This is a genomic window from Cobetia sp. 3AK (assembly GCF_029846335.1).
In the GTDB taxonomy this organism is placed as follows: Bacteria; Pseudomonadota; Gammaproteobacteria; order Pseudomonadales; family Halomonadaceae; genus Cobetia; species Cobetia marina.
The window spans coordinates 300,923-322,801 of the sequence record NZ_JARWKR010000005.1; the positions used below are offsets into that span (position 1 = coordinate 300,923).

The following is a 21,879-nucleotide window of genomic DNA, read 5'->3' on the forward strand; positions in this document are numbered from 1 at the left end:
TTGCTGTGGGTGCAACAATCTTGGCGCTTTACCCTTTATGTCATGAATTCAAACCGGCGTAGTCCAGTCTGGGCATGACGCGCTCCAGCAACATGGCGGCATGCATCACCTTCATGTCCTGGAATTTTCCTCCGACAATGTGCAGGCCGACAGGCAGTCCCTGGTCATCCAGCCCACAGGGGAGGGAGGCTGCGGGTTGTTGAGTGAGGTTGAAGGGGTAGCTGAAGGGGGTCCATTCCATCCAGTCGTGATATCTCCCCTCCGGCGGTACGTTGTGGCCGGCAGTGAAAGGTGAGATGGGCAGTGTAGGAGTGATCAGCAGGTCCCATTGCTCGTGGAAGGATTGCATGTGTGTGCAAAGCGCAGTTCGCTCTCGTCTTGCCGCCAGATATTGCGACAAGGAAATGTTGCTCCCGCGCGCTGCAATGTCCAGCAAGCCCGGGTCCATCTGATCTCGCTGGCTGTCGGTCATCTTCTCGAGCACCTGGGTGGCACCCGCGAACCACAGGGTATTGAAGGTCTCCAGCGGGCAGGAGAAGCCCGGATCTATCTCGATGACCTCCGCGCCCAGTCGGGACAGCTGAGCGACGGCGTTATCCACTCGCCTGCGTATGTCTGGCGCGACTTCCACGTAACCCAGGGTCGGGCTGTAGGCGATCTTCCAGCCTTGCAGCGAGACTGGCGTTCGGGTGTCCATTCTGAGGCTGTCCGGATCGCCAAGCAGACCATCACGGCTATCGGGCTGCGCCATGCTCTCGAGCATCAGGAGGCTATCGGAGGCCGTGCGCGTCATTGGTCCCAGGTGTGAGAGGGTCGACATGGCACTGGTCGGCCACTGGGGAATCCAGCCAAACGTGGGTTTCAGGCCGAAGGTGCCGGTAAAGCTGCAGGGAATGCGGATCGAGCCACCTGCATCACTGCCCTGATGGAGCATGCCCAGGTTGAGCGCGGCCGCTGCTCCAGCTCCACCCGAGGATCCACCTGAGGTCAGCGCGGTATTCCAGGGATTGCGTGTCACGCCGTGCAGCGGGTTGTCCGTCACTCCCTTCCAGCCGTACTCCGGTGAGGCTGTCTTGCCGAGAAACACGGCGCCTGCCTTGCGAAGACTCGCAGCCACCGGGGCATCGACATCACTGCCTCCGTCCGGGGATGTGGTGGCGGAGCCGTACCGGGTCGGCATGCCGCGCGACAGCGTGAGGTCCTTCAAGGTGGTCGGGATGCCATCCAGTGGGCCGCAGGGCGTGCCCTTCATCCAGCGGGTTTCGGCGTCTTTCGCCGCCTTCATTGCCCCATCATGGGCGATGTGCACGAAGGCATTGATCTTGGGGTTGAGCGTGTCGATACGTTCCAGGCAGTCTCGGGTCAGCTCGACGGGGGAGAGCTCGCCTCGTCGAAACAGTGCCAGGGCATCAATCGCTGTCAATTCAGGTAATTGCGTGGGAGTAGAGACTGGGTTCATGGCCGATCCTGTCCATTGGGTAGCAATCAATCGAGTGGCTGAATGTGTTCGGAAACGAAAAGGGCCTGCGTGATGCAGGCCCTTTGTTCTGGTCAGCGGGCTTCGATCACCCGAGATGGACCAGCCTCGGCGTCTTCCAGCTGCTCCGGGTGATACTCGGCGGTGTAATCCCGACGCGCCTGGGCGAAGCGTTCCACCACCTCGGCATCCTTGCGCTGCAGGGCGAGGCTGAGGATCACGAAGGCTGACGCATTGAGAATCAGGCCCCAGATGCCGGCATGCAGGCCAAGCGGGTTGCTGACACTGGCGCCGTAGGACAGCCACAGGACGGTCACGATGCCCAGGCTCAGGCCCCAGAAGGCCGCTTGCGGGTGCGCCTTGCGCCAGGTGATGGCGCCCAGTGTAGGCACGATCAGCTGAGCGGTGCCCGCCAGTGCCGCGATGCCGATGGTGACCAGCAGTCCCGGAACGGTCAGGGCCAGGATGTAGGCTGCGAGAGAGAAGCCCACCAGGGACAGGCGCCCGATATGGACGATGCGTTCCTGATTCGCCTGCGGGTTCACGTAGCGCTTGTAGATATCCATGGTGACGACGGTCGATACCGCATGGATCTGGGAGTTGGCCGTGGACATCGCCGCGGCGGCCCCAGCCGCCATGATCAGCGAGGCCAGCAGGTACGGTGCATAGTTCATCAGCATGACGGGCAGAATCTGGTCAGCATTCTCCAGGCCCGGCTCCAGCAGTACGCCCGTATAGCCCGTCAGTACCGAGCCGAAGTAGGCGAAGGCGGCAAGCCCCAGCAGGAAGGGCATCAAGCCGAACAGCTTGCCGCTTTTCACCGAATACATGCGCAGCCAGATCTGGGGGCCCATGAAGGCGCCGATGGCGACGATCACGAACAGCGAGAACCACATGGAGTAGCCCATGTTGCCATTCGGCCCCGGCAGGGTCAGATGCGCGGGCGAGTCGCTGGCAAGCTGCGCGAACATGCTGGTCGGGCCACCGGCCTGGCCGGCGATGTAATAGCCCGCATACATCATGCCGAAGAACAGCAGCGCCCCGTAGATCACATCCGTCCAGGCGATGGCGCGGATCCCGCCGACCCACACATAGACGATGATGATGAAGTAGAACAGCAGCGCGGCCAGCCAGAAGGGCACGACGCCACCCGAGGCAACCTCGATCAGATACGCACCGCCGGTCAGCTGGATCTGCAGATACGGCACGGTGAAGATCAGCGTGATGACGGCGACGAGAATTCTCAGCGCTTCACTGTTGTAGAAGTCGCCCATCAGGTCTGACGGCGTCAGGTAGTCGAAGCGCTTGCCGAGATACCAGACACGCTTGCCCACCCAGTAGTACATGAAGCCGAAGAGCAGGTTCCACGCCAGCGCCGTGAGATAGATGGGGCCACTGGTATAGAAGGTGGCGTTGGAACCGAGGAAGGCAAAGGCGCTCCACCAGGTGGCCGCCACCGTGAAGAACACGGCAATGCTGCCCATGGCCCGCCCTTGCACGAAGAAATCTTCACTTGTCGTCTGGGACTTTCGCGCGGACACGAGCCCGACGATCAAGGGGATGATCATGAAGGCCGCGATGATCAAGATACTTCCCGTCATGATGAGCTCCTCAGCGCTTGCCGCCGGTGGAAGGGGCCTTGGCGCTACCCCAGTTGGTCAGGTAGGCATACAGGAACACGGCGGTCAGGAAGCCCCACCACACCAGGTTCCAGACGAGGAAGAACGGGATTCCCATCACCATGGGCTCGATCTTGTTGGCCATCAGGATCATCGGGCTCTCGAGCATGAAAAACCCGAACAGCATGCTGCCGTAGATGGCGACCTTGCGGGTCGTGAAGCGCTTCATCATTGCATACCCCTTTATTGTGGTTGGTGGGGGGTGTTGTGACCTGTCGTGGACAACGACAGGGGGCGGAACATGGCAATGCATCAATTATTGTATTTATGCGTATAAATTAACCAATAGGTGACAATCCCCGTACCGTCAAGAAAGTGGCGGCGATTGCACCGGATGTTTCAGGAAGTGAAGAAGATCCGCCGGCCTCCCTCAGAGGCTGGTGACAGCAGGAGTGTGCAAGTCTTCCGCTTTTCGTCTCACCCGCGACGCAGGCCCCCAAAATCTGGATAATGGCGCCCATCGCGTAGCCGCCTCCGGCGTGCTGGCGCCCATACTCTTCACAGCGGTGCATCGTTCATGGAAATCAAGGTCAACTTTCTCGACAACCTGAGGCTCGAGGCGAAATTCGACGACTTCACGGTCATCACCGATCAGCCCATCCGCTACAAGGGCGATGGGTCGGCGCCGAGCCCGTTCGACTACTTCCTGGCGTCGTCGGCGCTGTGCGCGGCCTACTTCGTGAAGGTGTACTGCGTGGCGCGCAACATCCCGACCGAGAACATCCGTCTGTCGCAGAACAACATCGTCGACCCGGAAAACCGCTACAACCAGATCTTCAAGATCCAGGTGGAGCTGCCGGAAGAGCTGTCCGACAAGGATCGCCAGGGCATCCTGCGCTCCATCGAGCGTTGCACGGTGAAGAAGGTCGTCCAGACCGGCCCGGGCTTCGAGATCGAGACGGTCGACAACCTCGACGAGGACGCCCAGGCCCTGCTGATGGCGGAGCCGCCGGAAGGACAGAGCACCTGGATCGAGGGCAAGGACCTGCCGCTGGAGCAGACCATCGCCAACATGACGGGCCTTCTGAATGATCTCGGCATGAAGATCGAGATCGCCTCCTGGCGCAACATCGTGCCCCACGTCTGGTCGCTGCACATTCGTGATGCCGCCTCGCCGATGTGCTTCACCAACGGCAAGGGCTCGACCAAGGAGAGCGCGCTGTGCTCGGCGCTGGGCGAGTTCATCGAGCGTCTGAGCTGCAACTTCTTCTACAACGATCAGTTCTTCGGCGAAGCCATCGCTGACAGCGATTTCGTGCATTACCCGAACGAGAAGTGGTTCCAGCCGGGCCCGAACGACGAGATCCCGGAAGGCGTGCTGGACGATTACTGCCTCGAGATCTTCAATCCGGACGGCGAGCTGGGTGGCTCCAATCTGATCGATACCAATTCCGGGCGTGCGGACCGTGGCATCGTGTCTCTGCCGTTCACCCGTCGCTCGGATGGCGAGACGATCTACTTCCCGTCCAACCTGATCGAGAACCTTTACCTCAGCAACGGCATGAGCGCCGGCAACACCTTGCCGGAAGCCCAGGTGCAGTGCCTGTCCGAGATCTTCGAGCGTGCCGTGAAGCGCGAGATTCTCGAGCAGGAACTGACCCTGCCGGACGTGCCGCAGGAGGTGCTGGCCAAGTACCCGGAAATCGTCGAGGGCATCGAGGCACTGGAAGCCCAGGGCTTCCCGATTCTGGTCAAGGACGCCTCGCTGGGCGGCCAGTTCCCGGTGGCCTGCGTGACCTTGATGAACCCGAAGACCGGCGGTGTCTTCGCCTCCTTCGGCGCGCATCCGAGCTTTGAGGTTGCCATCGAGCGCAGCCTGACCGAGCTGATGCAAGGCCGCAGCTTCGAGGGGCTCAACGACTTCATGCCGCCCACCTTCAACTCGCTGGCCGTCTCCGAGCCGAACAACTTCGTCGAGCACTTCATCGACTCATCAGGCCTCGTCTCCTGGCGTTTCTTCAGCTCGAAGACCGACATCGAGTTCGTCGAGTGGGACTTCTCCGGCAGCAATGAAGAAGAGGTCGCCAACCTGTTCGGTATCCTCGATGAGATCGGCAAGGAATCGTACATGGCGGTGCACGAGGACCTCGGCGCGCCGGTGTGTCGTATCCTGGTGCCGGGCTATTCCGAGGTCTATCCGGTCGAGGACCTGGTGTGGGACAACACCAACATGGCGCTGGATTACCGCGAGGACATCCTCAATCTGCATCGTCTCGATGACGATCAGCTGGCGGACCTGGGCGAGCGTCTCGAAGAGAGCCAGCTTGATGAGCACATGGACATCAAGACGCTGATCGGCATCGAGTTCGACGAGAACACCATCTGGGGCCAGCTGACGATTCTCGAGCTGAAACTGATGATCAATCTCGCGCTGGGTCAGCACGAGGATGCGCTGGATCGTGTCGAGATGTTCCTGCAGTACAACGACAACACCGTCGTGCGCGGCCTCTATTATCAGGCCATGAAGGCCGTGCTGGAGATCACCCTCGACGATGAGCTGGAGCTCGAGGACTACCTCTACAACTTCCGCCGCATGTTCGGTGAAGACACCATCGCTGCCGTGGTCGGCTCCGTGCAGGGTGAGGTGCGCTTCCATGGTCTGGAGCCCACCAACATGCAGCTGGAAGGGTTGGATCGCCACCTGCGCCTGATCGAAAGCTACCAGAAGCTGCACGCCCATCGTGCTGCCTTGGCGGCCGAGCAGGCCTGATGCTCGCCTGCTGAATCCTGTGGCATGACCTGTGGCATGACCTGTGGCATGACCTGTGGCATGAAAAGAACGGCCCCTCACTGGATGGTGAGGGGCCGTTTTCGTTTCCGGGTGCTTGCGTATGCGTACCAGTGGCTCAGGACAGCACCTTCTGACCCTCTGCCAGACGCTGACAACACGCGATGATCTGCTCCCTGATCCAGCGGTGCGCCGGGTCCTTCTGATAGCGGCGATGCCAGCTCAGATGGAAGGGGAAGGAGGCGAAGGCCACGGGTGGCGGCACGAGGGTGACGGCGAACTGACGACAGAAATGCTGGCACAGTCCGGTGGGCAGGCTCGCGATCAACGGCGAGCGTTCCAGCAGGGAAGGCACGGCCATGAAGTAGGTGACGGCCAGCGCCACCTCGCGCTTCAGCCCCTGACCCTCAAGCTGCTTGAAGATGCCGCTTTTCAGGCGGGCATGCGGTTGAACCAGCACATGGGCGTGGTGCTCGAAATCCGCCTTGGTCATGCGGCCCTCGCCATCCAGCCGCTCCAGCAAGGGATGCCCGTTGCCGACCAGGCAGTCGATGCCTTCCGTGATCACTTCCCTGACCACCAGATTCTCGGGCGGATCGACCTGACGCCCGAAGGCGAGATCCGTCGTGCCGCTCATCACGCCAGCCTCGCTCATGTCCTGTGACAGTCTGCGTACCTGCAGCGTGATGCCGGGGGCCTGCTCACGCAGGATCGTCGCCAGTTGCGGCAGGATCAGCACCTCGAAGTAGTCGTTGGCGGCGATCTCGAAATGACGGCTCTCGGTGGTGTGGTCGAAGTGTCGCTCGCTGTTGATCAGGCCATCGAGGTCGGTCAGCGCCGCCTCGATGGTCGGGAACAGGTGGTCGGCCTTCTCGGTGGGGCGCATGCGCTGGCGGTCGCGAATGAACAGCGGGTCATTGAACAGTTCGCGCAGTTTCGACAGCGCCGCGCTCACCGAGGGCTGACTCAGGTGCAGACGCTCGCCGGCGCGCGTGACGTTCTGCTCGAGATACAGCGCATGAAAGGTGCGCAGAAGGTTGAGGTCGTAATTGAGCTTCATGATGACTACCAGAGCAGGCGGAGTGTCGCGGCTGCACTCGGACGAGTGAGCACTATTTGTCTGGATGATAGCAGCTATCCGGACTATCGATTATCACGATGGGAGGCTCAGGCGGTAGGGTGGTCTCAAGGACACGGCGAGAGATCAATGCGACCCACAGGAGCGATCCATGAGTGATGTGAAGCAGATGCAAGCCGAAGGGCAAAAGATCATTCTGATCACCGGTGCCTCCAGCGGTATCGGTGAGGCCACCGCACGCACTCTGGTGAAGGCCGGGCACAAGGTCGTCGTGACCGCCCGCCGCAAGGAGCGCCTCGATGCGCTTGTCGAGGAGCTGGGCAGCGACAAGGTGCTGGCGATCGCCGCGGATGCGACGGACTACGATCAGCTCGCCAAGGTCGTCGAGCAGGCCGTCGCCCATCATGGCCATCTGGATGTGGCGTTCGCCAATGCCGGTACCGGCGTCAGCCAGGCTGGCACCGAGAACGGCGATCCCGAGGAGTGGAAGCGAGTCGTCGACATCAACATCAATGCGCTGCTGTGGACCGCCCACGCGACCCTGCCGCATCTGAGAGAGCGCAAGGGCCACTTCATCCTCACCAGTTCCGTGGCCGGGCGCGCCAATCATGCGGGCTCCATCTACAGCGCCAGCAAGTGGTTCGCCTACGGTTTCGGCCAGAATCTGGCGATGGAAATGGCCGAATGGCAAGGCCGCTGCACCACCATCACGCCGGGCATGGTCAACACCGCCTTCTTCGATGAGCCCAAGCCGGACAAGCTGGACCCGCAGGATGTGGCGGATGCCGTGCTCTACGCCATCAGTGCCTCACCCCGTGCCAATATTCGCGAAGTGCACCTGGTGCCGACCTGGTGAGCCGGTTCGCTCGACAGCGGGCTTCCGCCTTCGCTGAGCAGACCTTCGCAGGACAGCTATTTGTATGAGCGATAGTGGCTATCTGGACTATCGATTATGACGATGGTGACGTGAGCCGTAAGCTTGATTCAACACGTGCCGAGCATCACGTGGTGACCATCACAGGGCGAGCACCACGTGCCGATCGTCACAGGGCGAGCATCACGTGCCGATCATCACAGGGCGAGCATCACGTGGTGACCATCACCTCGCCGACAAATTTCGTGAAGTGACCGTTGCGGGCTATCCCGCACGTAAAGGAGAGCATCATGAGCAAGGTTCTGGTGGTAGTGACATCCCACGATACGCTGGGTGACACGGGCAAGAAGACAGGCTTCTGGCTGGAAGAGCTGGCGGCTCCCTACTACGTGCTGAAGGATGCCGGTGTCGAGGTGACACTCGCGTCTCCCAAGGGCGGTCAGCCGCCGCTGGACCCGGCAAGCCAGGGCGAGGACTTCCAGACGGATGCCACTCGCCGCTTCGACAAGGACACTGCCGCTCAGCAGGACCTCGCCACCACTGCCGTGTTGGCAGACATGAAGGTCGAGGACTTCGACGCCATCTTCTACCCGGGTGGCCACGGCCCGCTGTGGGATCTGACCAATGACGCCGATTCCATCCGTCTGATCGAGCAGTTCCACGCGGCCGGCAAGCCGGTCAGCTCTGTCTGCCACGCCCCGGCCGTGCTGCTGAATGCCCGCAAGCCGGATGGCACTCCCTTCGTGGATGGCGTGCATGTCACCGGTTTCACCAACGGCGAAGAAGAAGGTGTCGGCCTCACTGACGTCGTGCCGTTCCTGGTGGAAGAGGCGCTGCAGCAGAAGGGCGGCATCTATGAGAAGAAGGACGACTTCACCTCCTACGCCATCCAGGATGGGCTGATCATCACCGGTCAGAACCCGATGTCGTCTGAAGGTGTCGCGGAACTGCTGCTCAAGAGCCTCGAGCAATAAGCGCCCTGAGCGACAAGCACTTCGGGACACAAGCACTTCAAGACACAGGCATCTCATGATTCGGGCGCTGCCTGATCTGACGAGTGCATGAAAAAAGCCGCTACCGGTCATCCGGTAGCGGCTTTTGCGTGTCTGGCATCCAGCTTCGACGAGAGGTTGTCAGCGAGTGCGGATCACCCGCGCTCCATCCACGCCTTCCAGCCGCCGTACTCGCTGATGTCCGTCATCGGTACGTCGCTGTCAGCGAAGACCGAGCAGATGAAGCCCGCGACCCAGCGGCCGTCTTCGAGCTCGATCTGACCCAGACCCAGCGGGAAGGGGATGCCGGCGAGGAAGCTGCCGACACTGGCGATGGGCAGTGACCAGACTTCCAGCGCGATGCTGGTGCCGCCCTCTGGCGCGCGCAGCATGGCCGGTTTGGCGGGTGTGGCGTCATCCAGTTGATACAGGCGGTAGCGGGGGGCGCTGTGAGTACGGGCGACCAGGCGGGCATCGCGCTGGGTGAGCTGGTGATTGAGCGGCATGCCAGTGAGATGCGCACCGCAGACCGCGATCTCGAGCCGGCCATTCTTCGCCATCGGCAGATCGCTGTCGGCGAGGCGTGCCTGGGGACGGGCAACGGCGCTGGCCCCCAGTGGCAGCGAGAATTCCTTCTCGAGCAGCCGCGCGATGCTCAGCAGTTGCAGGTCTTCGAAGGCGGGCGCGAACAGCGTCACACCGCCGGGCAGGCCTTGGCTGTTGAAGCCGACCGGTACGGCCAGTGCGCTCAGATCCAGCAGGTTCATGAAGTTGGTCCAGGTACCCAGCTCCGAATTGACCGCGATCGGCGCCTCGGCCAGCTCCGCCTTGGTCGGCAGGCGCGGCGTGGTCGGCGCCAGCATCACGTCCACCTGCGCGAGCAGGGCATCGGCCTGACGGCGGTATTCGGCCAGCTGATAGCGGGCATCGAAGGCATCCACGGCCAGCGGCGTGGCACCGCCGAGGGTGATCTCGCGCGTCACCGGATGCAGTGCCTCGGGGTTGCGCTCGATCAGCTCGCGCACCGCGTGATAGCGCTCCGCCACCCACGGGCCTTCATAGAGCAGGCGCGCAGCGGCCAGCAGCGGGCTGCAATCCAGCTCGACCAGCTCGGCCCCCGATGCCTTGCACTGACGCATCGCCGCTTCCATGTAGCCGCTGTAATCGGCGTCGGTATGCCACTGGGTACGCGGCGGCACGCCGATGCGCAGGTCGGCGAGATCCGGCAGGAGGCCGTAGGCCTGGCCATGCACGGCGAAGTCGTGCTCGCGCGCCCAGCGGTTGTCGGCATCGAACTGTGCGGTGACGGACAACACCCGCGCGGCATCATCGCAGCCGAGTGCGAAGATCGAGATGGTATCCAGGGTGGCGCAGGCCGGCACCACACCGCCTGCGCTGAGCAGTCCGAGGGTCGGTTTCACGCCCACCAGATTGTTGAAGCAGGCCGGCACACGCCCGGAGCCCGCCGTGTCCGTGCCCAGCGCGAAGCTGACCTGCCCCTGGGCGGTGACGACGGCGGAGCCACTGCTGGAGCCGCCCGGGACATAGGCGGGGTCGAAGGCATTGGCCGGGGTACCGTAGACCGCCAGGGCGCGCTCCCCGACCAGACCGGTGGCGAACTGATCCAGATTGGTCTTGCCCATCGGGATGGCACCGGCCGCGATCAGCTGCTTGACCACGAAGGCGTCATCGTCTGGCGTATAGGCGAATTCCGGGCAACCGGCGGTGGTGGTCACGCCGGCGAGATCGATGTTGTCCTTGATCGCGAAGGGGATGCCGTAGAGCGGCAGTGACTCGGGCGCCACGTCGTCCAGACGCGCCAGATAGGGTTCCAGCTGATCTGCACTCAGGCGGGTGATCCAGGCGGCGTCTTGTTCGGGCTGCGCGGCCAGCAGTTCATTCACCAGCTGGCGTGGCGTCAGCTCTCCGGCCTGATAGGCCTTGCTCAGCGCCGTGATGCTCAGGTTGTGCGGGGTATGGGTCATCATCACAGCGTCTCCTCGGAGGACAGGGTCGATTGGGCGTTGTCTGTTGCGCTGGCACCAGCTGGATCAGTGGCTTCCACGGCGGTCGACAGCACGATCAGCGGCTGGCCGGGGGCGACGCCGCTGCCTTCCTTGATCGGCAGGCGAACGACACGGCCTGCGGTGTGGGTGCGAATCTCGACTTCCATCTTCATCGACTCGACCAGCGCCACCACCTGGCCGGCCTCGACGAGATCGCCCTCGGCGACCTCCAGCTTCCACAGGCTGCCGGTGACCGGCGTCTCGATGCCCAGCTCGTCGTCGCTCAGGCTGTCGGCTTCCTGCACCTCGTTGATCTGATCCTCGAAGGTGAACTGGCCGCGTGCATGCCAGTCGTCGATTTCCTGCTGGAAGGCGGCCTGACGGCGTTCACGGAAGGCATCGGTCTCGGCCTGATGCTCGGCGATCTGCGCCTGATAATCGGCGAGGCGGAAGCGGGTCTTCTCGATCTTGAGGTCGTAACGCCCCTGAGGGTGATCACGACGGATCTGCTCGAGCGCCTCATGGCTGACCGGGTGGAAGCGCAGTTGATCGAACACGCGCAGCAGCCACGGGCTGGTGAAGTGTTCGGTGCGGCGATAGCGATTCCACATCTGCAGCGTGCGGCCGACGAACTGATAGCCGCCCGGACCTTCCATACCATAGACGCACAGATAGGCGCCGCCGATACCCACCGAGTTCTCGGCGGTCCAGGTGCGTGCCGGGTTGTACTTGGTGGTCACCAGGCGCTGGCGCGGGTCCAGCGGCGTGGCCACCGGCGCACCCAGATACACATCGCCGAGGCCCATCACCAGATAGCGGGCGTTGAGTACGGTCTCGCGCACGGCGGCTTCATCCGCCAGACCATTGATGCGGCGAATGAATTCCAGATTGCTCGGGCACCAGGGGGCGTCCGGGCGCACCGAGCGTTGGTACTTGTCGATGGCCTGCTGACACGCCGGGTCATCCCAGGACAGCGGCAAATGCACGGTGCGCGCCTCGATCTCGATGTCCTCGACATCCTTGAGCGCGACTTCCGCCTGTTCGAGGTGCGTCATCAGCGTGGCGAGGGCAAGCTTGCGCGGGTCGTAATGCAGCTGCAGCGAGCGGATGCCCGGTGTCATCTCCATCAGGCCGGGCAGCGGATGCTCCTTGAGCCACAGCATCCAGGCGTGGGCGCGGAAGCGCAGCGCGATATCCAGCTCCATCTGGCCGAATTCGATCAGCAGGAAGTCATCCCCGGCGCGGCGATAGACGATCTGCTCGCCGCCTTGCTCGGCGCTCAGGCGCTTGAGTACTGGGGAGTCGTCCGGACGCGGACGTTGCTCGGCGATGGCGCTCAGCGTGGTGCTGGTCGCCGCCGGGCGCTGTTCCAGAGTGTCGAGCTGGCCACTGGCGAGGGCGGTGATCACGGCGTCCTGCTGCACCTCGATGGTGCGGGCTTCGTCCAGAGTCAGCGCGACGAAACGGATGCGATCACCGGCGGCCAGCTGGCCCAGCTTCCAGCGCTCGGCGCGGACCACGGTGGCCGGACATACGAAGCCGCCCAGTGACGGGCCGTCCGGGCCGAGGATGACCGGCATGTCGCCGGTGAAGTCGATGGTGCCGAAGGCGTAGGCGTTGTCGTGAATGTTGGAGGGGTGCAGACCGGCCTCGCCGCCGTCGGCACGCGCCCACTGCGGACGCGGGCCGATCAGTCGCACGCCGGTACGGCTGGAGTTGTAGTGCACTTCCCAGCGGTGGCCGAAGAAGGTGCTGATGTCGTCTTCGGTGAAGAAGTCAGGCGCACCGTGCGGTCCGTAGAGCACGCCGATCTGCCATTCGCGGCCTGCGGTCTTGCCTTGCGCCTCATTCACTGCGCCAGCGCCCTGCGGGATCAGCGCCTCGGGCAGCCGGGTCAGGGCGGGCTGGGGGCACTCGGCGAGATCAGCCAGCGGCAGGGTGTCGCCACTGCGCAGGGCACGTCCGGCATGGCCGCCGAACTGGCCCAGGGTGAAGGTCGCGCGCGAGCCCAGATACTGCGGGCAGTCGATGCCCCCGGCGATCAGCAGATAGCTGCGCGCGCCGGCGGCGACCTTGCCCAGGCTCAGGGTGCTGCCAGCGGCGATCTCATGCACCTGCCACAGGGCAAGGTCGTGAGTCGCGGTGTCATCGGAGCCGCCTTCAAGTGCTGGAGCGGAAAGCGTGGCGGGCAACGGCGCACCGGCCAGCACCACGCGCGTGGCGCGGTGGAAGTGCAGCGTCGGGCCGTTGAGGGTGATCTCGAGACCTGCGGCATCGGCCGCGTTGCCCAGCAGCGCATTGCCGAGACGGAAGGCGTAGTCATCGAAGGGGCCGGAGGGCGGCACGCCCACATCCCAGTGGCCCTGGCGACCCGGCATGTCCTGCACGGTGGTCAGGGTGCCAGGGACGATCACTTCAAAGGTCGGTGCGGCCCACTCGAGGCCTTCCAGCCAGCGGGTATAGATCTCGACATTGCGGAAGCGCGGGTCTTCCAGCAGGTGCGACAGCCACTGGCGGTTGGTCTCGATGCCGTAGAGGCGAGAGGCGGCCAGTGCCCTGGAGAGATCGCCGCGTGCCTGCTCGCGGGTCGGGGCGTGCACCATCACCTTGGCCAGCATCGGGTCGAACCACGCGGGGACCTCGAAGCCGGCCTCGATGGAGTGATCCACCCGCAGCTGGCTGCCCTCGGCGAGGGCGGCGGTCACGGCGTCATTGGCGAACTCCACCTCGGTGAGCAGGCCGCTGGAAGGGCGGAAATCGTGCTGCGGATTCTCGGCATAGACGCGTGCCTGCATGGCGTGGCCGCGGGGCGTCAGCGGCGCGACCCGCTCGCGCAGGTTGCCCAGCTCACCGGCACCCAGCTTGAGCATCCAGGCGACGATGTCCACGCCCCACACTAGCTCCGTGACACCGTGCTCGACCTGCAGGCGCGTGTTGACCTCCAGGAAGTAGAAGGCCTGACGCTCGGCGTCATAGATGAATTCGACGGTGCCGGCACTGCGGTAATTGACGGCTTCGCCCAGGCGGATGGCGGTGGCGATCATCTCTTCGCGAACGCGCTCGGGCAGGTCGGGTGCCGGGCATTCCTCGATGACCTTCTGGTGGCGGCGCTGACTGGAGCAGTCGCGCTCGCCCAGCGCGATCACCGTGCCTTCACCATCCCCGAACAGCTGCACTTCCAGGTGACGGGCGCGGGCGATGTACGCCTCCAGAAAGACACCGCCATCCCCGAAGTTGCGCTCGCCCAGACCCTTGACCGAATCGAAGGCACGGCTGAGGGAGGCGTCATCCTCACACACCTGCATGCCGATGCCGCCGCCGCCGGCGGTGGACTTGAGCATCACCGGATAGCCGATACGGGCGGCCTCGCTCAGTGCGCTCTCGACGTCGTCCAGCAGGCCGGTACCGGGTACCAGCGGCACGCCGGCATTCTCGGCGATGGTGCGCGCCTCGTGCTTGAGGCCGAAGGCGTGGATCTGCTCAACGGTCGGGCCGAGGAAGACCAGGCCGGCGGCGTCACAGGCCTGGATGAAGCGGGTGTTCTCGGACAGGAAACCATAGCCCGGGTGCACGGCCTGGGCGCCACTCTCGCGGGCGATGGCGATCAGCTTGTCGATGTCGAGATAGGTATCGGCGGCGGCACCTTCGCCGAGGCTGTAGGCGTCATCGGCCTCGCGCACGAAGGGGGATTCACGATCGGCTTCTGCGTAGACGGCGACGCTCTGGACACCGAGGGCACGCAGCGTGCGCTGGATTCGGGTGGCGATGGCGCCACGGTTGGCAATCAGGACCTTGTGGAACATGACGGAGTCATCCTTCCGGCGGCGGGTCGTCCCGCCTTCAAACTGTGAGCTGCCGGTCGTCCGGTAGCCGGGCAGAGCCTTGAGGGCTGACGAGTGATGCAAGAGAGATGACATCGTCAGGTATGGCTCGGCCGTTTCTTGTCGTATGCGTGTTCGAAAGCGTCGCTGTCAGCTCGGCGGCTCAGCTCAGTGGCTCAGCTCAGCGGCGAGTCGCTGATGCGGATGGCGACCGGTGTCGGGTCATAGCCGTTGCAGGGGTTGTTGAGCTGCGGGCAGTTGGAGAGCAGCACGTAGACGTCACGTTCGGCGACCATCTCGACGTACTTGCCCGGGGCGGACAGTCCGTCCTCGAAGCTCAGGCCGCCATCGGCGGTGACCGGCACGTTCATGAAGAAGTTGATGTTGTGGCCGATGTCGCGCTTGGTCAGGTCGTATTTCGGGTAGCGGGCGATGGCCAGCATCCAGTTGTCACGACAGGAGTGCATGTGACGCTTTTCCAGGTCGTAACGCACGGTGTTGGACTCGCTGGAACAGGCACCACCCAGGGTGTCATGACGGCCACAGGTATCGCCGGTGATGGTCAACAGCGCACGGCCACGGGTGGAATAGAGCACGCTGCCGGTGGTCAGGTAGACCTTGCCCTGCTCGCGCACGGTGTCCATCGCGCTGTAGCGCTCGGCGGTGTCGTCGGCCGAGAAGAACAGGGTGTCGGCGGCCTGATTGCCGTGCAGGTCAGTGATGCGCAGGTGCTGACCGGCGCGCACCAGCCCGATGAAGTGATCGCCGGCCTCGACGGTGCGCTCAAGCTCGCGCGGCTGCTGTGCCGGGTCTGCGTAGCTCAGCGGGGCGTCGTCCGTCGTGGCCGGGGTGTGGGCATGGGGGTGTTCAAGCGTCGAGGTGCACATGGGATTGTCCTTTGTCCTTGTCATCTTGGGCGTCGTTTCCAGTTGCCACTAGCCCGTCGCCGTGGCGTCAGTCTGCTGTCGGGGAATGCCTCAGCCCGCCAGGTGATAGAGCTGATTGTTGGCGTAGGCGCGGGCATTCTCGGGGCGCGACAGATAGCAGGCGTCGTGCTCATCCATCGGTGTCGCGGTGCCGAAGGTCATGTCCACGCCGCGCAGCGGATATTCCTCGGCGGGGTCCAGCGGATGCGGACAGGTGTGCAGCAGGACGAGGGTGTCCATCTCGAAGCGCAGGGTGACGCTGTCGCCGGCGGCGCAGTGGTCGGTGACGTAGTGCAGGTTGGCGTCTTCATCGGCGCGCACGCGGGAGAACAGATTGAGGTTGGCGCACAGGTCGCGCTCGCTCAGGCCGTACTTGGCCATCTCGATCAGCAGGCTGTCGTGGCCGGTGGGCGTGAAGTCATTGAAGGCTTGCTGGTAAGCCTTCTTGTGCCAGCCCTTGGCGGCGAAGTGCTGCTCCATCAGGTTGCCGCTGGCGCTGTCATGCCAGCCGAGATCATCCTGGATGATGGAGGCGAAGATGCGGCCCATGTCGGAATACAGGCAGTGCCCTTCGGTGAGGCGGAAGGTGTGCTGACCCTTGAGGGTATCCGGCAGATTGAGGCGCTCAAGCAGATCCAGCGGGTTGTACATCACCAGGCCGACATTGGCGTTGGCCTCGCGGGCGGTCAGCTTGAGCGCGCTGCCACGCGGCATGCGCATCGACCAGTGATGGCCGCCGGGCAGATGGGTCTGATACTTCGCGGTGAAGCTGGCGCGGGCGGTGGTTGCGGCATCAAGCGGTATGTTCATTGATTTGGCCTCCGGTGAGAGTGGCTTGGGAAACGGAGTGGGCTGGCGTCGTCAGCGTTTCGTGCTCGGGCGTCGGTTGGTCAGCGCCCGCTTGGACAGAGCTCGTTTGGACAGAGCCCTGCTGCTGAGACGACGCCTTGGCCTTGCTGCGCTCTGTGGGCAGGTCGTAGGTGATGGTCGAGCCATAGGCCTGCGGGGCCTGCGGGTCGACACGCACCTTGTCGAACACCCAGACGCGTGAGCCCAGCTCGAACGCTTCCTTGAGGTCGTGGGTGATCATGAAGATGGTCAGCTGCTGTTCTTCCCACAGACGCAGGATGAGCTGGTGCATGTCCTTGCGGATGCCCGGGTCCAGCGCGCCGAAGGGCTCATCCAGCAAGAGGATGCGCGGCTTCATCATCAGCGCCTGGGCGATGGCGAGACGTTGCTGCATGCCGCCGGACAGCTCATGCGGGTACTTGTCCAGCGCGTGGGACAGGCCGACTTCTTCCAGGCGTTTCTCGGCGGCGACCCGTGCCTCGCGACGTTTGGCCCCGAACAGCTTGCCGGTCAGCGGGGCACGCGCCAGCTCCTCGGCCATGATCACGTTGCCCAGCACCGTGAGATGCGGGAAGACGGAATACTTCTGGAAGACGATGCCGCGGTCCGGCCCCGGCTCGCCGGGGATGGGCTTGCCGTCCAGCAGCAGCTCACCGCGCGAGACGCCCTCGGTGCCCAGCAGCAGCTTGAGGAAGGTGGTCTTGCCGCAGCCGGAGGCGCCGACCAGGGTGATGAATTCCCCGGCCTCGACGGTCAGGTTCATGCGTTCCAGCACGACCTGCTGGCCGTAGTGCTTCTCGAGACCCTTGGCGTGGATGAGGCTCATGATTGGCTCTCCTCAGCGTGGTACCAGGGGAAGGCGCGGGTCGAGACGAGCACCAGCAGACGGTCGAGCAGGAAGGCCAGCAGCGTGATCCAGGCCACGTAGGGCAGGATGACGTCCATCGCCAGATAGCGGCGCACCAGGAAGATGCGATAGCCGAGGCCGTCCTGGGCGGCGATGGCTTCCGCGGCGATCAGGAACAGCCAGGCGCTGCCGAGTGCCAGGCGCGTGGCGCTCAGAAGGCGCGGGGTCAGCTGGGGCAGCAGTACGCGGGTCAGCACCTGCCAGGAGCTGGCGCCCAGCGTCTGGGCCTTGATCAGCTGCTCATCGGGCAGGCGCAGGGCCTGATTCTGCAGGTCGCGAATCAGGAAGGGCGTGATGCCGATGACGATCAGCGCGATCTTGGCCAGCTCACCCGTCCCGAAGGCGATGAACAGGATCGGCAGGATCGCCATCGGCGGAATCAGGGACAGCACGGTGATCAGCGGGGACAGCTTGGCGCGCAGCAGCGGCAGGCCGCCGGTGAGCAGGCCGACGCTCAGGCCGATCAGCGCGCTGATCAGCACGCCGGCCAGCAGGCGTTCGAGGCTGGCGAAGGTGTCGGTCCACAGCGGCAGGTCACCGGTGCGCACGTTGACCTCGGTGGCCAGCTTGGCGAAGGACTCGCCCATGGACGCGAAGGACGGCAGCAGGCGGTCGTTGGGGTTGTCGAGCAGTCGCTGGTTGGACTGCACGATGTAGAGGATGGCCAGCAGCGCGAAGGGCAGGCCACCGAGCAGCCAGCGGCCACCACGGGAGGGTGTCAGATTGATCAGGCGTTTCATGCGCGGGCTCCACGGGTGCGAACGAGAGGTGCGGTCGAGGGAGGCGGTCGGTTCACCAGCCACAGAGACAGCTTTCCTGCGGCTGGTGCGCGGCATCCACCGCGTGGCGTTACTGGCTGTCGGCCAGTGCGGCGGTGTAGCTCGGGTCGAAGCGCAGCATCACGTTGCCCTCATTGCCGACGATGCCGGCAGGCGTCTCGATACCGATGAAGCCGGCATCCGGCGCGCCTTCGCCCAGCAGCCCCTGCGCGAAGCTGAAGTCGGCGATGTGCTGCATGGTGTCCTTGAGGCTCGGCGCATTGAAGGCGGCCACGGCCTCGGCGGGGGTGTAGTACATGTGGGTCGCGGCCAGCTGGGCCTGATAGCCGGCGAGGTCGGTGCCGGCGGCATCGGCCATCTGGGAGAGCGCGGCTTCGTCACCGGCCTTCATCTTCTCCATCACCTCATACCAGGCGCCGACCAGCGCGTGGCCGAAGTCCGGGTTGTCCTTCAGTGTCTGGGTATTGACGACCATCAGGTCGAGAATCTCGCCGGGGATGTCACTGGAATTGAAGACTTCGGTGTAGCCGGGCATGTCCTTGAGCGTGGCCAGCTGGGGGTTCCAGGTCACCACCGCCTGGGTATCGGTGTTGCTGGCCAGCGCCACGATGTCGGCATCGCCGGTATTGGTGGTGGTGAGATCGCGCTCGCTCATGCCGACGCTGTCCAGCGCACGTGCCAGCAGGTAGTGGGAGACACTGAACTGCACCAGATTGACCTCGCGGTCTTTCAGGGACTCGATGGAATCGCCATCGCGTACCATCACGCCGTCATTGCCATCGGAGTAGTCACCCAGAATCAGCGCGGTGGAATCCACACTGCTGGCGGCGGGGAGGGTGAGGGCGTCCATATTGGTCATGGCGCAGCCATCGACATTGCCGGAGGTGTACTGATTGATGGACTCGACATAATCGTTGACCTGTACCACATCGATATTGATGTCGTACTTCTTGGCCCACTTGTCGACGATGCCCTGGGTGTCCGCGTATTCCCACGGCATCCAGCCGGCATACACCGACCAGCACACGCTGAAGGAATCCTGCGCCATGGCCTGCGGGCTCAGCGATGCGCCAAGCAGCAGAGCGCCGGCCAGCGCAGCACGTCTGGAAGCGTTTCTGGAAATGGTAGATGAAGCAGATGAGACAGCAGCGGATGACACCTGGGCGCTGGCATCCGAGAGGGAAGTCGTAGACGGGGAAAGGCGAGTGGGCTGGGTCATTGTCGTTATCTCCGGCGGAAAAAGTGAGAGGCGCCGACCTTTTCAGGCGTTGCGTCTCCCGGGCTTTTGTCCCGCCGTGTAACCCCCAGCTTGGAGGTCGAGTGCTCTCGGACCAGTCGTGACGGCAATGCCGATCACCGGAACCCTAGCGCTCTATTGGTCTAGATTTTCGATTGTTGTATGCCTATCGGTGCCTCGGTGAATTCTTAGCAAGAAATATGACCGTTGTATTTTAGATTATTAAAAACAGTTAGTTAGCGTGATTTTCTGCTTGTGGTTAGCCGCGAAAATCGTATCTTGCGCACCAATCGAGAAGATCTAATTCATATTTGCACCAAATCAATGCATATGGTTTTTTTGACAGCAAGATAACCTTAGTCATCACTAAGTTATATTTAGTGTTTGGTTTATTTGGTTGTTGAAAATTAGTTGAACGGTGTGCCTGAGAGGAGGGGATATCATGAGCTTCATATATCGATGTAGTATGCTAGCCAAACCATTTTTATTGCTTTCGACCATTGTATATAAAAATATAGAGATTGGACTCTTCTGGTGTCATACTAAATGACGAGCAATTAAATGTTGACTTTCTTTTCTCTGATTTATATTTTCTAAAAAGTGTAATGTTTAGGGATTCGCTTGCTAGGACTAATGTAAGCGTATGTTTGCTCTAAGGATGGGGTTCCGATTATGCATGAAAAATTATCTATTCAAGATTTTTTGGTTATTAAGTCTGCCGTATTGGAAATAAAAGAGCTAAATATTATAGTTGGACCTCAAGCTCATGGTAAAAGTATTATTGCTAAGCTTGAATTCTTTTTTAAAGCTATTTCTAAAGATTTTCTCGAGTCAATAAGAAGTAATACAACAAAAAAAGAATTAGATCGCAGTATATTGGATAGGTTTGAGTTATATTTTCCAAGATATGCATGGGAAGGAAAATCCTTCAAGATAAGCTATACAATCGATAACATCGATATTTCTCTTTCGGGGGAAGTTAATTCTAGGGGTAAGACGAGTGTCAAAGTAAGATACTCGGATAATCTTTACAAAATCTATAGTGCAAAGAAAAGGGGTTACAAAAAGAAAACTGACACTGAAGACGATTCGTTTACTGCTAAAAATGAGTATGATAACTTTATGAATGATAGAATCATATTCCATGAATATGTGTTCTTAGAGCTTATTAAAGGAGAGTTCTCGCATTTCTTCGCAAATAGCATCTTTATACCCGCTTCTAGATCTTTTTTTGCTAACTTGCAAAAAAATATTTTCACATTCATGGCTTCGAATCTTGAAATCGATCCATTCCTGAAAGAGTTTGGTAGCTTGTATGAGAGCTCTAAGAAAATACAGCGATCAAGTTTCCATCGTCGTAATGCGAAGTATGCGCCTTCTCTTGAAAAAATAGATCGTGCAGTGGGCTCTATAGTCGGCGGTACCTATGACTACGATAAAGATCAAGATTGGATAGTTAGCAAGCGTGGCAAAATTAATTTGGCTAATGCTTCTTCAGGACAACAAGAAGCATTACCTATGCTGCTATCATTACTAGTATGGCCTTTCCGAAATAGTAGCGGTGAGGGTAGCATGCTCTTTATTGAAGAGCCTGAAGCTCATCTATTCCCAACCTCTCAAGCTCATATGGTTTCAGTGTTTTCAATACTGAGGAAGTGCCCAGGATCTAATTTTTTCATTACTACACACAGTCCCTATATACTCACTGCAATAAACAACCTCATGCTAGCGCATGACGTTATCGAGTCAGGTAAAATTTCACGCAAAGATTTTGACAAGATGTGTGAGATTGGTGACCCAGAACCAATAGATTATGACTCAGTATCTGCTTATACTATTGTCGATGGCGTGTTGAAATCTATTAAGGATGATGAGTATAGAATAATTGGTGGTGAAATATTAGATCGTGTTTCAGATAGCTTTGAGTCTATCACAAACACTTTGCTTGAAGCGAGGTACATGGCATGAGTTATAGTTCATGTACTGAAGAGTGTTACGATTCTAAAGTTACAGTAAAGGAGAATAGAAGTCGATTTGTATTAAATAATGAAAGCCGTTATAAAGTATTGAGGACTAAGGTTGATGGTTGTTTTATACAAGGCCATGAAGAGCGCTGTGATTGGTTATTGAGCACTGATCAGCCAGAAAAGATGGCTTATCTTGTTGAGTTGAAAGGTAAGGATATAGATAAGGCTATATCTCAATTATCTGCCACGTTAGATAAGCTACCCCAGTCATTAGCGAGTCACAAAAAAATATGTGTTGCGGTGACTACTAGAATTCCAAAGTACGGTCCTTCTATGCGGAAGAAGTATGAAGACTTTATGAGAAGAAATGGAGTAAAGCTAACTGTTAAGAATTCAAATTACGAAGTGTCTTTGTGATTTGTAATGTTAGACAGAGGGCGGATGCCTTGCTATTCGCCCTTTTGATAGTTATTTTATATGGTTTTATCATGTCACATATGACTTACACCTTGTGATTAATTATATTTTTTTTGGTTTGTGGGGTAATTGTTTTTATAAT

The 21,879-nt window shown here is 60.7% G+C and carries 16 protein-coding genes and 1 riboswitch; of the genes, 5 read left to right on the top strand and 11 right to left on the bottom strand.

Translation table 11 applies throughout. The annotated features are described in order from the left end of the window. Positions 1-40: 40 nt before the first annotated feature. The 3 genes from QD228_RS09495 to QD228_RS09505 form a co-directional block, all read right to left on the bottom strand. On the bottom strand, positions 41-1,459 hold the full coding sequence (locus tag QD228_RS09495; protein WP_279875350.1) for an amidase: 1,419 nt from the start codon (positions 1,457-1,459) through the stop codon (positions 41-43). A gap of 92 nt (positions 1,460-1,551) precedes the next feature. Further along, positions 1,552-3,078, bottom strand: a complete 1,527-nt coding sequence (locus tag QD228_RS09500) for a sodium:solute symporter family protein (protein WP_279854681.1) — start codon at positions 3,076-3,078, stop codon at positions 1,552-1,554. 10 nt (positions 3,079-3,088) lie between these two features. Then, positions 3,089-3,328, bottom strand: a complete 240-nt coding sequence (locus QD228_RS09505; protein ID WP_077371300.1) for a hypothetical protein — start codon at positions 3,326-3,328, stop codon at positions 3,089-3,091. Between the two features lie 345 nt (positions 3,329-3,673). Here QD228_RS09505 and QD228_RS09510 point away from each other — a divergent pair, with 345 nt between their 5' ends. After that, positions 3,674-5,866 (top strand): OsmC domain/YcaO domain-containing protein, encoded by a 2,193-nt coding sequence (locus QD228_RS09510; RefSeq protein ID WP_176494083.1) that lies wholly within the window; start codon positions 3,674-3,676, stop codon positions 5,864-5,866. 136 nt (positions 5,867-6,002) lie between these two features. Here QD228_RS09510 and QD228_RS09515 read toward each other — a convergent pair whose 3' ends face one another. Further along, positions 6,003-6,944, bottom strand: a complete 942-nt coding sequence (locus QD228_RS09515; protein WP_077371304.1) for a LysR substrate-binding domain-containing protein — start codon at positions 6,942-6,944, stop codon at positions 6,003-6,005. Positions 6,945-7,113: 169 nt separating this feature from the next. On the opposite strand from QD228_RS09515, the gene QD228_RS09520 reads away from it, so the two are divergent. Together QD228_RS09520 and QD228_RS09525 are read left to right on the top strand one after the other, a co-directional pair. Next, on the top strand, positions 7,114-7,818 hold the full coding sequence (locus QD228_RS09520; protein WP_240704314.1) for an SDR family oxidoreductase: 705 nt from the start codon (positions 7,114-7,116) through the stop codon (positions 7,816-7,818). A gap of 308 nt (positions 7,819-8,126) precedes the next feature. Then, a complete protein-coding gene (locus QD228_RS09525; protein ID WP_279875354.1) occupies positions 8,127-8,810 on the top strand; it encodes a type 1 glutamine amidotransferase domain-containing protein in 684 nt (227 codons plus the stop codon). A 173-nt stretch (positions 8,811-8,983) separates the two neighbouring features. Here the strand turns inward: QD228_RS09525 and atzF are convergent, their stop codons facing one another. The 7 genes from atzF to QD228_RS09560 all read right to left on the bottom strand — a co-directional run bounded on the left by atzF (position 8,984) and on the right by QD228_RS09560 (position 19,239). Next, positions 8,984-10,816: an allophanate hydrolase gene (gene atzF, locus QD228_RS09530; protein ID WP_279875356.1), complete on the bottom strand. Its 1,833-nt coding sequence runs from the start codon at positions 10,814-10,816 to the stop codon at positions 8,984-8,986. Beyond that, positions 10,816-14,637 (bottom strand): urea carboxylase, encoded by a 3,822-nt coding sequence (uca, locus tag QD228_RS09535; protein ID WP_279875358.1) that lies wholly within the window; start codon positions 14,635-14,637, stop codon positions 10,816-10,818. The genes atzF and uca overlap by 1 nt, the downstream gene beginning before the upstream one ends. A 194-nt stretch (positions 14,638-14,831) precedes the next feature. Continuing rightward, positions 14,832-15,542 carry an urea amidolyase associated protein UAAP2 gene (locus QD228_RS09540; RefSeq protein WP_279875360.1) on the bottom strand — a complete coding sequence of 237 codons (711 nt, stop codon included), beginning with the start codon at positions 15,540-15,542 and terminating at the stop codon, positions 14,832-14,834. Between the two features lie 90 nt (positions 15,543-15,632). Further along, positions 15,633-16,391 carry an urea amidolyase associated protein UAAP1 gene (locus tag QD228_RS09545; protein ID WP_176494078.1) on the bottom strand — a complete coding sequence of 253 codons (759 nt, stop codon included), beginning with the start codon at positions 16,389-16,391 and terminating at the stop codon, positions 15,633-15,635. Further along, positions 16,375-17,256, bottom strand: coding sequence for an ABC transporter ATP-binding protein (locus QD228_RS09550; protein ID WP_279875363.1), 882 nt, complete (start codon positions 17,254-17,256; stop codon positions 16,375-16,377). Before QD228_RS09550 ends, QD228_RS09545 begins: the two co-directional genes overlap by 17 nt. Further along, positions 17,253-18,077, bottom strand: coding sequence for an ABC transporter permease subunit (locus QD228_RS09555; RefSeq protein WP_077371317.1), 825 nt, complete (start codon positions 18,075-18,077; stop codon positions 17,253-17,255). The genes QD228_RS09550 and QD228_RS09555 overlap by 4 nt, the downstream gene beginning before the upstream one ends. Positions 18,078-18,186: 109 nt before the next feature. Next, entirely contained in the window at positions 18,187-19,239 is a 1,053-nt protein-coding gene (locus tag QD228_RS09560) for a putative urea ABC transporter substrate-binding protein (protein WP_279875438.1), read from the bottom strand. Positions 19,240-19,388: 149 nt separating this feature from the next. Then, a riboswitch (guanidine-I (ykkC/yxkD leader) is annotated at positions 19,389-19,495 on the bottom strand. Positions 19,496-20,025: 530 nt separating this feature from the next. Between QD228_RS09560 and QD228_RS09565 the strand changes: the two genes are divergently transcribed. Continuing rightward, positions 20,026-21,321 carry an ATP-binding protein gene (locus tag QD228_RS09565; RefSeq protein ID WP_279875365.1) on the top strand — a complete coding sequence of 432 codons (1,296 nt, stop codon included), beginning with the start codon at positions 20,026-20,028 and terminating at the stop codon, positions 21,319-21,321. Beyond that, on the top strand, positions 21,318-21,737 hold the full coding sequence (locus QD228_RS09570) for a helix-hairpin-helix domain-containing protein (protein WP_279875367.1): 420 nt from the start codon (positions 21,318-21,320) through the stop codon (positions 21,735-21,737). Before QD228_RS09565 ends, QD228_RS09570 begins: the two co-directional genes overlap by 4 nt. The last annotated feature ends 142 nt before the right edge of the window (positions 21,738-21,879 follow it).